Origin of the sequence: Cognatishimia sp. MH4019, from assembly GCF_020177595.1 — a bacterium.
Classification (GTDB): Bacteria; Pseudomonadota; Alphaproteobacteria; order Rhodobacterales; family Rhodobacteraceae; genus JAHTBL01.
In genome coordinates, this window is the sequence record NZ_JAHTBL010000002.1 from 426,431 (window position 1) to 441,618 (window position 15,188).

At 58.4% G+C, this 15,188-nt stretch carries 14 protein-coding genes and 1 tRNA gene; 7 read left to right on the forward strand and 8 right to left on the reverse strand.

What is annotated here, in order from left to right; genetic code table 11:
- Positions 1-96 precede the first annotated feature (96 nt).
- Together KUW67_RS05315 and KUW67_RS05320 are read left to right on the forward strand one after the other, a co-directional pair.
- Positions 97-1,200, forward strand: coding sequence for an efflux RND transporter periplasmic adaptor subunit (locus KUW67_RS05315; protein ID WP_224824238.1), 1,104 nt, complete (start codon positions 97-99; stop codon positions 1,198-1,200).
- On the forward strand, positions 1,200-4,364 hold the full coding sequence (locus KUW67_RS05320) for an efflux RND transporter permease subunit (protein ID WP_224824239.1): 3,165 nt from the start codon (positions 1,200-1,202) through the stop codon (positions 4,362-4,364). Before KUW67_RS05315 ends, KUW67_RS05320 begins: the two co-directional genes overlap by 1 nt.
- Before the next feature lie 43 nt (positions 4,365-4,407).
- On the opposite strand, the gene KUW67_RS05325 is transcribed toward KUW67_RS05320, so the two are convergent.
- From KUW67_RS05325 to KUW67_RS05340, 4 genes are all read right to left on the reverse strand, one after another.
- Positions 4,408-4,483 (reverse strand) — tRNA-Thr (locus KUW67_RS05325).
- Positions 4,484-4,526: 43 nt separating this feature from the next.
- Positions 4,527-6,011, reverse strand: a complete 1,485-nt coding sequence (locus tag KUW67_RS05330) for a heme biosynthesis protein HemY (protein WP_224824240.1) — start codon at positions 6,009-6,011, stop codon at positions 4,527-4,529.
- A 12-nt stretch (positions 6,012-6,023) separates the two neighbouring features.
- A complete protein-coding gene (locus tag KUW67_RS05335; protein WP_224824241.1) occupies positions 6,024-7,220 on the reverse strand; it encodes a COG4223 family protein in 1,197 nt (398 codons plus the stop codon).
- A gap of 78 nt (positions 7,221-7,298) precedes the next feature.
- On the reverse strand, positions 7,299-8,000 hold the full coding sequence (locus KUW67_RS05340; RefSeq protein ID WP_224824242.1) for a uroporphyrinogen-III synthase: 702 nt from the start codon (positions 7,998-8,000) through the stop codon (positions 7,299-7,301).
- A 71-nt stretch (positions 8,001-8,071) separates the two neighbouring features.
- Here KUW67_RS05340 and tsaD point away from each other — a divergent pair, with 71 nt between their 5' ends.
- The 4 genes from tsaD to KUW67_RS05360 are packed head-to-tail and all read left to right on the forward strand — an operon-like array spanning position 8,072 to position 10,811.
- On the forward strand, positions 8,072-9,166 hold the full coding sequence (gene tsaD, locus KUW67_RS05345; protein ID WP_224824243.1) for a tRNA (adenosine(37)-N6)-threonylcarbamoyltransferase complex transferase subunit TsaD: 1,095 nt from the start codon (positions 8,072-8,074) through the stop codon (positions 9,164-9,166).
- Complete coding sequence (locus KUW67_RS05350; protein WP_224824244.1) at positions 9,163-10,122, forward strand: NAD(P)H-dependent glycerol-3-phosphate dehydrogenase; 960 nt, start codon at positions 9,163-9,165, stop codon at positions 10,120-10,122. The genes tsaD and KUW67_RS05350 overlap by 4 nt, the downstream gene beginning before the upstream one ends.
- Before the next feature lie 3 nt (positions 10,123-10,125).
- On the forward strand, positions 10,126-10,401 hold the full coding sequence (locus KUW67_RS05355) for a YciI family protein (RefSeq protein ID WP_224824245.1): 276 nt from the start codon (positions 10,126-10,128) through the stop codon (positions 10,399-10,401).
- Positions 10,398-10,811, forward strand: a complete 414-nt coding sequence (locus KUW67_RS05360; RefSeq protein WP_224824246.1) for an EVE domain-containing protein — start codon at positions 10,398-10,400, stop codon at positions 10,809-10,811. The genes KUW67_RS05355 and KUW67_RS05360 overlap by 4 nt, the downstream gene beginning before the upstream one ends.
- 229 nt (positions 10,812-11,040) lie before the next feature.
- Here KUW67_RS05360 and KUW67_RS05365 read toward each other — a convergent pair whose 3' ends face one another.
- The 4 genes from KUW67_RS05365 to KUW67_RS05380 form a co-directional block, all read right to left on the reverse strand.
- Positions 11,041-11,382 (reverse strand): DUF2853 family protein, encoded by a 342-nt coding sequence (locus KUW67_RS05365; RefSeq protein ID WP_224824247.1) that lies wholly within the window; start codon positions 11,380-11,382, stop codon positions 11,041-11,043.
- A gap of 109 nt (positions 11,383-11,491) precedes the next feature.
- Positions 11,492-12,091, reverse strand: coding sequence for an extensin family protein (locus KUW67_RS05370; protein WP_224824248.1), 600 nt, complete (start codon positions 12,089-12,091; stop codon positions 11,492-11,494).
- Positions 12,092-12,228: 137 nt separating this feature from the next.
- Positions 12,229-13,617: an adenosylhomocysteinase gene (ahcY, locus tag KUW67_RS05375; RefSeq protein ID WP_224824249.1), complete on the reverse strand. Its 1,389-nt coding sequence runs from the start codon at positions 13,615-13,617 to the stop codon at positions 12,229-12,231.
- Between the two features lie 65 nt (positions 13,618-13,682).
- Positions 13,683-13,985 carry an S-adenosyl-L-homocysteine hydrolase gene (locus KUW67_RS05380; protein WP_224824250.1) on the reverse strand — a complete coding sequence of 101 codons (303 nt, stop codon included), beginning with the start codon at positions 13,983-13,985 and terminating at the stop codon, positions 13,683-13,685.
- A gap of 148 nt (positions 13,986-14,133) precedes the next feature.
- Between KUW67_RS05380 and adhP the strand changes: the two genes are divergently transcribed.
- Positions 14,134-15,162: an alcohol dehydrogenase AdhP gene (gene adhP, locus KUW67_RS05385; protein WP_224824251.1), complete on the forward strand. Its 1,029-nt coding sequence runs from the start codon at positions 14,134-14,136 to the stop codon at positions 15,160-15,162.
- Positions 15,163-15,188 lie beyond the last annotated feature (26 nt).

The following is a 15,188-nucleotide window of genomic DNA, read 5'->3' on the forward strand; positions in this document are numbered from 1 at the left end:
AGGGTTAACCACTTTGTGACACCCAAACCGGGACGCAAAGCCCTTTGATGATCTGCGGAACGTGCTATGTCATTGACGCAGAACCGGAGTTTTCCCATGCGTCTGATATCTTGCCTCGCTGCCCTCGCCCTCGCTTTGCCCAGCGTGATGGCCCATGCACAAGGGCGTGCTGCAGCCGTTGGCGTGCAGACCGTCGAAGAGCGGATGCTGGCCGAAACCGTGCCCGTCTTTGCCGAAGTAATCACCGCGCGCGATGGCTCTGTCGCCAGCCGGGTTGCTGGCACAGTTGAAACTGTGAATGTCCTTGCAGGCGCGCGCGTTGAAACAGGTGATGTGCTGGTCGAGCTGGACCGCGAATTGCTTGAGATCATCGTCGCGCAATCCGAAGCGCAGATGACCGAAGCCGAGGCGGGCATTGCTACAGCACGGGTGCGGTTGGATCGGGCAAGCACGACCTTTGCCCGGATCGAAGCACTGCGCGGCTCAAGCTCGTTCAGTCAGGGACGTTTTGATGATGCGCAATCTGATGTGCTGGAAGCTCAATCCCAGCTGACCGAAGCACAGGCCCGCGAAAAAAGCACGGAAGCACAACTGGCCGAGGCCCGTTATCAGCTGGAGCGCAGCACGATCATCGCGCCTTTCCCCGGTATTGTGATCGAGGTCAACACGATCCCCGGTGCATTCATTGCCGCTGGCACGCCGGTTGTCCGGTTGTTGGATATCGACGCATTTGAAGTGCAGGCCAGCGTGCCCGCCCGTTACTTAGGTGCGTTGCAACCAGGTCAGGAATTGCAGGCAACCACCGAAAACGCACAAGATCTGACGCTTGAGCTGCGTGCGATCCTGCCGCTTGAAGATGTTTCTACCCGCACCCGCGCCGTGCGGATGTCAGCACCCGGTTTGGGGGCGCTCAGCAATGTCGCCGTGGGGCAGTCCATCACCGTTCAAATTCCGGTTGGTGAAGCGCGCTCCATACTGTCGGTGCCAAAGGATGCTTTGGTTCAGGCGCAAGGCGGCTGGACCGTTTTTGTGGCAGACGAAGGCAAGGCGCAACCCCGCAGTGTGCAAATTGGCCTGCCGATGGGCGATCGATATGAGGTGGTTAATGGTCTGACCGAAGGCGATATCGTCGTGGTGCGTGGCAATGAACGGTTGCGACCCGGACAGGACATCGCCCCCAATCCAATCGAGTCAAACTGATGGATATCATTCGCTACGCCATCGAAAGACCGATTGCCGTTGTCGCCCTTGTTGTGATGGCGATCCTGTTTGGGGTAATCGCCCTGTCGCGTATCCCAATCCAACTGGCCCCGGACGTGCGCAAGCCCATCGTCGTGATCGAGACGAACTGGCCCGGCGCCGCCCCCTCAGAGATTGAGCGCGAGATCGTCAATCCGCAGGAGGAAGCGCTGCGCGGCCTTGAAGGGCTCGAAATCATGACCTCCCGCTCGCGCACGGGCGTGGCTGAAGTGACGCTGGAATTTGCCGTCGGCACAGACATGACCCAGTCGCTTTTGCTGGTGTCCAACCGGCTTGACCGCGTCAGCAGTTATCCTGATGAGGCGAATGAGCCGTCCCTGAACACCTCCGGGGCCGATGACAGCCCTATCGCGTGGGTTTTGCTGACCGCGCAGGAGGGTAACACCCGCCCGATGCCGACCTATGGTGACTTCGTCGAAGACATCATCAAGGACCGTGTGGAGCGGATCGAAGGTGTCTCGGCTGTGAACGTCTTTGGTGGCGTGACCCGCGAATTGCAGGTGGTCGTCGATCCACGCCGCCTGTCGCTTTACGGGCTGACCGTGCCAGAGGTCGTACGTACGCTACGGGCCGAGAATATCTCGATATCCGCCGGAGATGTGGATGAAGGCAAGCGCCGTTATGTCGTGCGCACCGAAGGCAACCTGAACACCGAAAACGCGATCCGCGACGTGGTTCTGCGCTCGGGCGCCAGCCTAGGTGGTACAGGACGGGTTCGCGTCGGGGATGTGGCCGAGGTGGCCTTCGCTTACAAAGAACCCACCGCGCGCCTGCGGTTCAAGGGCGAGTCCGGGCTTGCGTTCAACGTGGTGCGCGAAGCCGGGGCCAACGTCATCAGCGTGATGGAGGAAATCCGCCTCGTGCTCGATGATCTCTCGGCAGGTCCCGTCGCGGATGCGGGCCTGGTTATGCAGCAGGTCTATGACGAGACGATTTACATCGACGGCGCGATTGATCTGGTAACGCAAAATATCTGGATCGGGGGTGCGCTCGCCGCGCTGATTCTGATGCTGTTCCTGCGAAGTCCGCGCGCGACCCTTGTCGTGTCACTCTCGATCCCGGTGTCCATTGTGGCCACATTCGTGGTGATGGCCATAACCGGGCGGACGCTCAACGTGATCTCGCTTGCAGGAATCGCCTTTGCCGTGGGCATGATCGTCGACGCGGCGATTGTCGTGCTCGAAAATATCTTCCGACTGCGCGAAGAAGGTCTCAACCGTCGTGAGGCGGCCCGAAAAGGAGCGCAACAAGTCTGGGGCGCGATCCTTGTCTCTGCCATGACGACCGTTCTGGTCTTTGTGCCGATCCTCATCATGCAACTTGAGGCGGGGCAGCTGTTCCGTGACATCGCGGTGGCGATCTCTGTCTCGGTTCTGCTGTCGCTGGTCGTTGCGGTCACTGTGATCCCGGCGCTGGCCAGCCGTTTGCTGCGCGCAGGCGATCAAAAGCCGGTGCGTCTCTGGGGCATAGATCACTTCGCGCGGGGGTTTCACGGGCTGATCATGCGCTATGTCCGCTTGACCGTTCGGTCGCGCGCCATCGGTATCATGATGGTCAGCATCATCGCTGGCGGCGCGGCTATCGCAAGCATCACATTCCTGCCCCGGCTGGAATACCTGCCCGAAGGCAATCGTAACCTTGTGTTCGGTCTGATCATCCCGCCCCCCGGCTATAATCTTGAGACAACCGAAACCATTGCCCAGCGCATCGAAGGTGTTGCGCAACCGCTTTGGGAAGCCGCCCCAGCGACTGAGACGGCAGATGGCACAGCGACGATCGACACGTTCTTTTTCGTCGCAACGCCCGGCAACTCCTTCGTCGGGGCTGCTGCGGTCGATGGCCAGCGCGCCGCTGAGTTGATCCCCGTGCTGAGCCGCCCGATCTTTGCCGAACCTGGCACGTTTGGCTTCATGACGCAGCCCTCGCTCTTTGGTCGTGGGGTCGGCGGAGGCCGCGCAATTGAGCTGAATATCTCGGGTCAGGATCTGGACGAAATCCTCAGCGTGGCAGGACAGGCCGCCGGCATCGTCTCGGGCATTCTGCCCCGCTCTGAAGGGCACCAGTTTCGCCCGATCCCCGGCCTTGAGCTTGGCGCGCCCGAGGTGCGTCTGATCCCCGACCGTTTGCGGCTTGCGGACGCCGGGCTGGACAGTTCGGGCCTTGCATCCACTGTGGATGCATTCAATGACGGTCTGCGCGTGGCCGAAATCACCGTCGGCTCGGAACGGGTCGATCTGGTCCTTAAAGGTGATCCATCCGTCAGCGATGCTGCGCGGACGCAGGATGTGGGCAACTACCCGGTGGTGACCCCGGACGGCCAGATCGTTCCAGTCTCAGCCTTGGCAGAGGTCGTCTTAACCGCTGGCCCGACAGAAATTCGCCACCGCGACCGGCTCCGCACTGTGACGCTTGAGGTGCGCCCATCCGACAGCCTTCCACTGGAAGAAGCGGTAGAGTTGCTGGAGCGTGAAGTCGTCGATGTTCTGGAAGAACGCGGCATCCCCGATGATATCCGCCTGTCTGTCTCTGGCACCGCAGATCAGCTGAGCCAGACATGGTCCGCCATCCAGATCAATCTGGTCGTGGCCCTGATTATCGTGTTCCTCGTAATGGCGATCCTGTTCGAGAGCTTTGTGCTACCGCTCGTCATTCTGATCTCGGTTCCCGTCGCGGCGGCAGGCGGTGTCGGCGGGCTCGCCTTGCTCAACACCTACCAGACCCAACCGATGGATATGCTCACGCTGCTTGGGTTCGTGATCCTTGTCGGCATTGTCGTGAACAACGCGATTCTGATCGTGCATCAGTCACTCTATCACCTGCGCGAAGAGGGGATGGAGCCGATTGAAGCCATCGAAGAGGCAACGCGCAACCGCATCCGCCCGATCTTCATGTCGACATTGACCAGCGTGATGGGGATGCTTCCGCTGATCGTCTTCTCTGGTGCCGGATCCGAACTTTATCGCGGTCTCGGAGCTGTGGTCGTCGGCGGTTTGTCGATGTCAGCCTTCCTGACATTGCTGACTGTACCACCACTGCTCAGGCTCTGCCTCCGCAAACCCGAAGTCGAAGTCGAAGAGCCGATGGCCGAACCCACCCGCGCCTGAAGCCTATTCTGGCGCGGTATTTTCTATAAGCGATGTTGGATTTTGGTGCCGCTGAAGGGACTCGAACCCCCGACCCCATCATTACGAATGACGTGCTCTACCAGCTGAGCTACAGCGGCCTTGGGCGGGGCTAGTAACACCATGCCACGCCTGTTGGAAGGGCTATTTTGTGGCGTCAGACTTTTCTGCGTCGACCGTTTCACCCGCGTCCTGATCCGCAAGGATCGCGTCTTCGACCTCGGGCGAAATCACCTCAATCTCGGCATCTTTCGGCTCGTCCACGATCAGTGGAAGCATCGTCGCCGAGGCGGGCACGGTGGCCTCGCCCGTTGTCGGCTCTCTCCAGGTAAGCGTGTCAAAGCTGGAACAGTTCGAGCAGACCGGGCTCCAGTTGCTATGGATGTTATGACAATTGTCGCAAATCCACTGCGGACCGCGCGGCGCACTCAACGCTTTGGTCAGCCAACCCCGAACAACTGAATCATCAGCCCCTTCACCACGCTCAATGACCGCCATGATTGAAATAGACCGCGCGGTCGGGTCCGTTTCAACCAGATCACCCAGCGCTTTGCGCGCGGCGGGGAAATCTTCTGCGGCGATGTTAAGCTCGGCCAGAAGCATTCGTGTTTCCGGATGATCCGGCTTGGTCTTTGTCAGTGCCGCAAACCGTTTGACGCGCTTGGCGGGCTCTTCATCCGGCTCAATCTCGGCAAAGGCTGCGGCTAGATCAGGATGCGGACGCGCGTCCCAGGCCTTCTTCAAAAGGCGTGTCGCATAGCGGGGTTTGCCTTGCTCGATATAGGCGCGCGAAGCCATCACGGCGGCGGGGATCAAATCGGGCGACAGGCGATTGGCCTCAATCGCAGTCTCGCGTGCTTCGATCGTCTGGCCCTCGGCCAAGATATCCGATGCTTCTGACAGCGCCAGCACAGCATCACGGCGCTTGTGCACGTCACGCGGCAGGCTGCCGTGGCGCAGTTTCGCGTTCAGCGTCTTGCGCGCGCCGGACCAATCCGCAGTCTCGGCCTGCAATTTCAACAAAGTATCCTGCGTCTCGACATGCTTGGGCTTCAGCGCGAACGCCTTTTCAGCCAGCTTCAACGCTGTGTCCGTCTCACCATCCGCAAGCTTCTGCTTCATGATCCCGCGCACGCCGACAAAGCGCGTGCGCTCGTCTTTCAACAGACGTTTGTAAACCTCTTCGGCCTTTTTGCGGTCGCCGCTAACCTCGGCAGCTTGAGCGGTGATCAGATTGGTCAGCTCAGGCCGACGCAAGTATTTCTCGGCCTTGGCGGCCTTGGCCATCGCCGTGCGCCCTTCACCAGAGGCCAGCGCCATCATGCCGTCAGACAGCGCCTGAAAGCCTTTCCGCTCGCGATTGCGGTCGAAATACCGCGAGATTGCGGTCTCATCACCGTTGATGAATTTCAGCGTCGCAATCAACAGACCCAGCAATTTGAGGAAGACCCAAACCGCAACAACCAACACGATCAAGGCAATCGTCGCTTCCAGAACGCCAAACGTATATTCGACGCCGCCAATGGTGATCATCACGCCGCCGTCGGTTTGCAGCAGGTATTCGGCACCCAATGTCAGCGCACCGATAATGCCGATAAACAAAATAACTTTTATCAAAGACCAAAGCATAACGGGACCGCCTTAATTGGAATTGAGTTCTTGCGACAGCGCATCCGCCGCCGAGAGCGCCTGCTGACGCGTTTCAACTTGGGTCACCCAGCCGCTCATCACATTACGGGCTTCGTCTGGCAACGCCTCGGCCTCGGCCAATGCATCGCCCAGATTGCCGGTGCCAATGCTGGCTCCGATCCGCGACAGAACCGCATCCGGATCATCGCCTTCGCGCGGCTCAATAGACCGGGCACCTGTGCGGGCGCGCAGGAAAGAACCGAAGCGATCCGCAACACCAGCGCCTTCATTTGACGCCGATCCACGGGCCGCCGCCAACGCATCGCGTGCCACGGGATCAAAGCTGTCTTGTAGCTCAGAAAGCGTCGGGACGCCTTCTGCTGCGGTATTTGTCAGCACCTCGGGGATCGCGACATCAGACGCCCCGCCGACATCCGCCAGCGCATCGGCAAAGGGTGCACCTGTCTCCAGGTTGGCCATGACGCGCGCCAAAGCTGCCCGCGCAAGCTGGGCTTGCGCTGCCGCTGCGGCACTGGCTTCCGCGACATTGGCCTCAGCGATCAATGTCGCGAGCTGATCTTGCAAGCTCGAAATCTCGCCCTCGACCTCTGACATATCGACGGCGGGGGTCCCATTGGTTCCGACCGGACGTTCTTCCAACGCACCAACACGTGCTTCAATTTCGCTAAGCGATGCAGTCAGGTCGCTCAACTGTGTCTCAAGTCCAGACAGATCCGGGGTCGCACCAGCTTGGGCGGCAACAGCCTCTTCAGCGGCGGTCACCCGATCTTCCAACGCAGCGACGCTGTCTTGCGCCGTTTGCGCGACGGCCAACGGATCCGTCGATGGCCCCGGCTCAAAAGGCCAGCTTTGCGAGGAATACTGCGCGCCAAGAAAGCCCGCGCCTGCGGCCAGAATACCCGCCGTCAAAGTCGCGACAAATCCCGTCTTCTGAACGATGACCTCGCGCTGAGGCTCTGGCGTCGCTGGCTCTGGCACATCTTCTGCAAGCTCTTCCGGCAAATCCGGCTCGCTATCGGATGCGTTTTCAGCTTTTTCACCCTCCAACATCGCATCCGGTGCGGCAGCATCGTCGGTTATGGATGTATCGTCTTTCATCTGATCTTCCGACGTTTCATCGGTGATCTTCACCTCTGCCTCAGATGTCTCTGTTGCTTTGGTTTCCTTGGAAGACTTGGATTTTGTCACACCACACCCTTTGCGAATCTGTCTGTCAGCCCGAAAAGCCGGTTTCCGACATGAGCTTATCTTGCCCTCCCGCGTGCCTCAACCCGCGATGACCTGCGAAATCTTTGCGCAGATCGCAGCCGCATCAGGAGCATCAGCGACATGTACAGGCACGCCCCAATGTCTGGGAATAGCCTCTGCAACAGCAGAACTCAGCGCAACGAGATGGAGCGTCTTGGGCGGCTGTCCAATCTGCTCGACAAAGAGCGTCGCACTGCGCGGCGAGAAGAGCGGCACCAAAGACGCGGGGCTGCTCTTCAAAAGAGTGACAATCTCTGCCGGTAATGCCACTTCATCCTGAGCATAAATCGGTGCTGATATCGTCTCTATTCCTGCGGAACTTAGTCGTTTTACGATATCACCACGGGTGTGCTGACCGTGCAGATGAATAAGCGGTCCGTCTGGTTTGGCGCGCTGCAAGGTCGCCACAACCTCATCTGCTGTCTCACCAGAAAAGCGCGCGGCGAAACCCGCCTCCGTGGCAGCTTGCGTTGTGCGTCTACCAACACAAAACGCGGGCATGGCCGAAGGGGGTGTCATGAGACCGACCGCAGAAGCAGAACTGAAAATCACGGCGCGGTAAGCCGTCAGATCAGGCACAGTCCCGATCTGTTTGATTGCAAGAACCGGCGCAATGTGGATCCGCACACGCGTCGCAATCTCGGCGGGAAGGGCAGCGGCAAACTCCTCTGACCGCGCGGCGGGACGGGTCAAAATAAGATCGTATGTGATGTCGCTCATTCCCGCGCCTTGTTGTCTGCCTTGCCCCGTGGTGATACCTGCGAGAAGCCGTTCAGACAATCGAGGCGATGATGCGTGCATCCATGACAGTTCTGGGGATCGAAAGCAGTTGCGACGACACTGCAGCTGCCGTGGTGTTCGGCACACCAGATCAGGCAACGATCCAATCGTCCATTGTCGAAAGTCAGACTGACTTGCACGCGGCCTTCGGCGGCGTTGTTCCCGAGCTTGCCGCGCGCGCACATGCTGAGAAGCTGGATCATTGTGTCGAGCTTGCACTGCGCGATGCAGGTTTAACCTTGGCTGATGTCGACGGGATCGCTGTGACCTCTGGACCCGGCCTGATCGGTGGCGTGCTTTCTGGTGTGATGTGCGCAAAGGGCCTTTCAGCTGCGACGGGTCTGCCCCTGATCGGGGTCAACCATCTTGCAGGTCATGCGCTCACCCCCAGATTGACCGACGCGCTGCACTTTCCGTATTTGCTGTTGCTCGTCTCTGGCGGGCATTGTCAGTTTCTGATCGTCAAAAGCGCGACAGACTTTCGGCGCCTCGGCGGAACGATTGACGACGCACCGGGAGAGGCATTTGACAAAGTCGCAAAGCTGCTGGGCCTTCCGCAACCTGGCGGGCCTTCAGTCGAAGCAGCAGCGCGAAACGGCAACCCAAAGGGTTTCGCCTTGCCGCGTCCATTGCTGGACCGGGACGGCTGCGACATGTCTTTTTCTGGCCTCAAAACCGCTGTGTTGCGGATGCGAGACCAGCTCGTCGAGGCGGATGGCGGCCTGACAGAGCAGAGCCGTAACGACCTTTGCGCCAGTTTTCAGGAAGCCGTTTGTGACGTTCTTGCTGCCAAAACAAGCATTGCAATCAAGGCCTATAAAGGCCTTTCACCAGCCACGCCCAGCTTCGCTGTGGCAGGTGGCGTGGCTGCAAATCAAGCTATTCGCGGTCTGTTAGAGACTGTTTGCACGGAAAATGGCATCGCATTCAGCGCACCACCGCTCGCACTCTGCACAGATAACGCAGCGATGATCGCATATGCCGGGCTGACGCTTTTTGATCTGGGTCGGTCCAGTGACCTGAGCCTGTCCGCCCGGCCGCGCTGGCCTTTGGATCAGTCACAGGCACCCATGCTGGGCTCTGGCAAGAAGGGAGCGAAAGCATGAGCATCGCAGTTCTGGGCGCAGGCGCTTTCGGCACCGCCTTGGCGATCAGCCTTGCACGCGCGGAGCGCAGTGTAACGCTTTGGGGACGGGATGCGGGAACGATAAGCGACATGCGCGAATGCCTTGAAAACAAAGCGCGGCTACCCGGTATTGCGTTACCGGAAGCGCTTAAGTTTACCGCTGATATTGCATACGCCGCTCAGGCTCAGACCATTCTCTTGGCTGTCCCTGCGCAACAGCTACGTCAGTTCCTCAAAGCCAATGCGAAGCTTTTTGAGAGCAAGACCCTCGTCGTTTGCAGCAAAGGCATTGATCTTGAGACGGGGACAGGCCCCAGCGCGTTGATTGCCGAGATATGCCCAACCGCGCGGATCGCTATTCTGACCGGCCCGAGCTTTGCGATTGATATTGCGCAAGGCCTGCCAACCGCATTGACGCTTGCAGTCGGCGGGTCCGCCAAAGCGCTCCAGACAGAGCTTTCGACACATAATATTAGACTCTATTCCACCGCAGATCGCGTTGGAGCAGAGCTTGGAGGTGCCATCAAGAACGTCATCGCGATCGCTTGCGGGGCTGCGATGGGTGCCGGTCTGGGCGAAAGCGCCCGAGCGGCTTTGATGACCCGCGGTTTTGCCGAGATGACGCGCTTCGCCGTTAGCCAAGGGGCTGATGCAGCGACGCTTGCCGGGCTGTCGGGTTTTGGCGATCTGGTGCTGACCTGCACCTCGGCAAAGTCGCGAAACTACGCAGCGGGGCTTGCCTTGGGCGCAGGTAAACTGCCGCCCGAAGGTAAAACGGTCGAAGGCATCCCAACGGCCCATGCGCTGGTCGCGGCAGCGGAAAAGGCCGGATGCGACATGCCTATTTCAAACGCGGTCTCGGCGCTTGTCGCCGGGCGCTGCTCGGTGTCAGATGCGCTGGAGGACTTGCTGAGCCGCCCGCTTAAGGAGGAATAACCCATGTTTTTTGCCATCGTGACCAAGGACAAGCCCGGCGCACTTGAAGTGCGCAAGGCCAATCGTGACGCGCATCTTGCCTATATCAAGTCGTCGGGTGTCGTGGCCCAAGCAGGGCCTTTTCTGGACGAAAACGGCCAAATGTGCGGCTCCCTTTTGATCCTTGATGTCGAGACCTTGAGCGAGGCTCAGGACTGGGCCGCGCAAGATCCCTATGCCCTGGCCGAGCTGTTTGAAAGCGTGTCTATTCAGGCGTGGAATAGGGTCATAGCAGCATGAAGTATTGGCTTTTCAAATCCGAACCGTCGGTCTGGTCGTGGGACGATCAGGTCGCCAAGGGCGATGCAGGTGAAGAATGGGACGGCGTGCGCAATTATCAGGCCCGTAATTTCATGCGAGAGATGAAGAAGGGCGATCAGGGCTTCTTTTACCATTCGCAAAGCGAGAAAGCCGTTGTCGGGATTGTCGAGGTAACTGCGGAATCGCACCCCGACAGCACGACCGATGATGATCGCTGGGATTGCGTCGATATCAAAGCCATCAGGCCGATGGAAAAGCCGATCACACTGGATATGGTGAAGGCGGATGAGCGGTTGGACGAGATGGTGCTTGTCCGCAATTCACGGCTTTCGGTGCAACCTGTCACCAAGGCTGAGTGGCAGATCATCTGCGATCTGGCAAAGAGCTGAACATAAAAAGAAGGGCCCCGCACCACCAGGACCCTTCTTCACCCCACGTGCTCCCATTCACCACACGTGTTATGTATCAGTCCTGGCCTACTGGCCGTTGCGTTGTGTATAGCTGTGTCTTACCGCCCCAAGCAACTGATTTAAAAGTAAACTTCAATTCAAAAGAACAAAAAACGCCCATCAAATTTGATAGGCGTTCTCGTTAAATTTTAGCAATTTGAGCCAGGGCTTAACCGTAGACGGACTCTTTGCCGAAATGCTTTGTCAGCATATAGTAGACCACGGCGCGGTATTTGTTGCGCTCGGACTGGCCATAGGTGTCGAGCACCGATTTGATCGCTTCCATCAGCTGCGGGCCATCTGCAAGACCGAGCTTCTTGATGAGAAAGTTGTTCTTCACGGTCTCAAGCTCGGCAGGCTGCGAGCCCGCAACGGTCGAGGCGTCGGCGTCATAAATCGCGGGACCACATCCGATGGTCACTTTCGTCAAAAGGTCCATGTCAGGCGACATGCCACATTTGTTTTTCAGATCGTCTGCATACTGCGCGATAAGGTCGTCACGTTTTCCCATAGGTCTCTCCCACCTGTTAATTACACGCCTTTAGTAGCGTTGAGGCGAGGTTAGTGCCTAATTTCGCACCTGACAAAGGGTTTTGTGCTGGAAAATTCCCCATCAGCGCTCATCTGCAAGTGCCCCAACCTGTATTCTGCAAGTGAAAATGGTCCGCGTGGAGCCTGTTGAATTCAGGTCCAAGCGACGTCTTGAACCATATGCAAGACGTGCGTTGCGCCTCGCGCAGGAAGGTGGCGGCGTTGTCGGACCCCTGCCAATCCGAAATCAGGCTGACCCTGCTTCCGTCGGACAAGATGACACCGGCAATATCTACTGCATCAGCAGTGGCATGGGTCGACATGCGCCCGGTCCCGCCCGAAGGCGAGCGGATTGGGCGACAATTATAGCTGCCGATATGAACAATGCGGGCAATGTCGGTGCCCAGAAGATCACGCGCGGCGGGTTGCAGGCCGTGATGTTCCCACATGGCGAGGCGCAGGGCGATGGGACAACGCGTTTCCAGAGTGCCGATCCGGGCCTGACCGACTGATGACAGCAGGACACGATTGCGAATGTGGCACTGATCGCTGACCTCTTTGTCCGGTTGCGGCTCAAACGCAGCGGCCTTTGACAAAACGGAGCGGCAGAGGGCTGGATCATTGATGGCGTGGGTCAGTTTCCATTGAGTAGCCGGCGTCACAGGATCTGTGACGCGCAGTGGAACCATCGGGTTCCAAGCTGACGGAATGGGCGTTTCAGGGTGAAGTAGAGCCTGTTTTCCGCCCCAATAGACCAACACGCAGAACACGAAAAACGCCGCCCAAAAGATAAAAGGGCGGCGTTTGCGAGGCTCTGGCACAGCGCTTAGTAGCGGTAGTGTTCCGGCTTGAACGGACCCTCTTGGGTCACGCCAATGTAATCCGCCTGCTCTTTATCCAGCGTCGTCAACTTTACGCCGATGCGGGAAAGGTGCAGACGGGCCACCTTCTCATCCAGATGCTTGGGCAGGATGTAGACGTCATTGTTATATTCGTCGCCTTTTGTCCAAAGTTCGATCTGGGCCAGCACTTGGTTGGTGAAAGACGCAGACATCACGAAAGACGGGTGACCTGTGGCGTTGCCAAGGTTCAACAGACGACCCTCGGACAGCAGGATCAGACGATTGCCCGAAGGCATCTCGATCATATCCACCTGCTCTTTGATGTTTGTCCATTTGTGGTTCTTGAGAGAGGCAACCTGGATTTCGTTATCGAAGTGACCGATGTTGCCGACGATTGCCATGTCCTTCATCTCGCGCATATGCTCGATGCGGATCACGTCTTTGTTACCAGTCGTGGTGATGAAGATATCCGCATCGCCGACCACGTCTTCCAGCAGGACAACCTCAAAGCCATCCATAGCGGCTTGCAGCGCACAAATCGGATCAACTTCTGTGACTTTCACGCGTGCACCCGCGCCGCGCAGGGACGCGGCAGAGCCTTTGCCCACGTCGCCGTAGCCCATGACGACAGCAACCTTACCGGCCATCATGGTGTCTGTGGCGCGGCGGATGCCGTCGACCAGCGACTCCTTACAGCCGTATTTATTGTCGAATTTCGACTTGGTGACCGAATCGTTCACGTTGATCGCGGGGAAGGGCAGTTGGCCGTTGCGCTGCAACTCATAAAGACGGTGCACACCAGTGGTTGTCTCTTCGGATACACCTTTGATCGCGTCGCGGGTCTTGGCGAACCAGCCCGGCGTTTCGGCAATGCGCTTTTTGATTTGCGCTTTGATGACTTCCTCTTCCTCGGAGGTTGGTACGGCCAGCACATCTTCGCCCGCTTCCATGCGCGCGCCCAAAAGAACGTAGAGCGTGGCGTCGCCGCCGTCATCGAGGATCATGTTTGCACCTTCGGGGAAGGCGAAACTTTTATCGAGGTAATCCCAATGTTCTTCCAACGTCTGACCTTTGACCGCAAACACAGGCGTGCCTCCAGCGGCAATCGCAGCAGCAGCATGATCTTGCGTCGAGAAGATGTTGCACGACGCCCAGCGCACATCTGCACCGAGCTCGACCAGTGTTTCGATCAGAACAGCTGTCTGGATCGTCATGTGAAGCGAGCCGACAATACGCGCGCCTTTTAGCGGTTTGCTTTCGCCATATTCCTCGCGGAGAGCCATCAGACCCGGCATTTCGGTTTCAGCAATATCGAGTTCTTTGCGGCCATACTCGGCAAGCGAGATGTCCTTTACCTTATAATCCTGCGTCATGGGTGCACCTTTGTAAAAATTTGCACCGACGTAGCAGCAAAGCGCCAATCGCTCAACGCTCGAATTTACTGGGTTTCAAGTGCTGCAACCAAGGCGGCAGAGGGGGCGTCGGGTTCGAAATTGAACCCTTGCGCGACGACACAGGCCACACTGTCCTCGGTATAGCGCACAAGCGTCCATGTGCCTGTGCGATCAGAGGCCCAAAGCTGGGTGTCGTCTGTCTCGACGCCCATCGCCATATCGACCGGCTCTTCTCCATACCAGTCGATCAATGCCGACGCCATTTCAGCGCGTGGCATGCAGGCGGCGGCAGCCGATATAGGCAGCAGTGACGCGACGACAAAGGCGGCAAGTGCTTTGATTTTCATCGTTCCCTCCATTGCCGAAATAACTTCTGAACTGTTCGAATGTTCCCTCTGGCGAAAAAAGAAGCTCCAAGCGCCGCAGTTTGAGCCGTGTCAACAAACCGAGACGTGAGGTCTGTATCCTGAGACTGACAATCACAGGAGGACGACCATGACGTTACCCAAGACGATGAAAGCCGCCGTTGTGACGAAGCTCGGCACGCCATTGGATATTCGCGACGTACCCGTGCCCGAGGTTGGACCCGGACAAGTGCTGATGCGCGTCAAGGCGTCTGGCGTATGCCATACCGATTTGCATGCTGCCGAAGGGGATTGGCCGGTCAAACCAAACGCACCATTCATTCCCGGCCATGAAGGCGTGGGTGAAGTGGCGGCGGTCGGCGCAGGGGTCACGCATCTGAAAGAGGGTGACCGGATCGGCGCGCCTTGGCTGCACTCGGCCTGCGGGCGCTGCGAGCATTGCGTCGGTGGTTGGGAAACACTGTGCGACAGTCAGGAGCGCACTGGCTATTCGGTTGATGGCGGGTATGCCGAGTTTGTGCGGGCCGACGCAAATTATGTTGGTCGCCTGCCAGATGGGTTAGAGTTCGGCAATGCGGCCCCGATCCTTTGTGCGGGCGTCACGGTCTATAAGGGCCTGAAAGAGACAGATACAAAGCCCGGTGATTGGGTCGCGATTTCTGGCATTGGTGGTCTTGGGCATATGGCGGTGCAATACGCCAAAGCGATGGGGCTTCATGTCGTTGCGATTGATATCGCAGATGACAAACTGAAGCTCGCCCGCGATCTGGGCGCCGATCTGACGTTGAACGCCGTTGATACGGATGCAGCGGCAGAAATTCAGTCGCAACTTGGTGGGGTTCATGGTGCGCTTGTCACCGCTGTCTCCAACAGCGCGTTTTCGCAAGCCGTCAGCATGATGCGCAGTGGCGGAACGCTGTCGCTTGTCGGCCTGCCGCCCGGAGATTTCCCCCTGCCCATTTTCGAGATCGTGCTGAAAGGCATCACCGTGCGCGGTTCTATCGTGGGCACGCGGAACGATCTGGCTGAAAGCCTCGCCTTTGCCGCTGAAGGCTCTGTCACATCGCATTTCTCGTGGGACAAGCTGGAAAACATCAATGCCATCTTCGACAAGATGCGTGCCGGTCAGATCGACGGGCGCATTGTAATGGAAATCTAGAGCGCTTTACCGATCCGCAGTCAGGC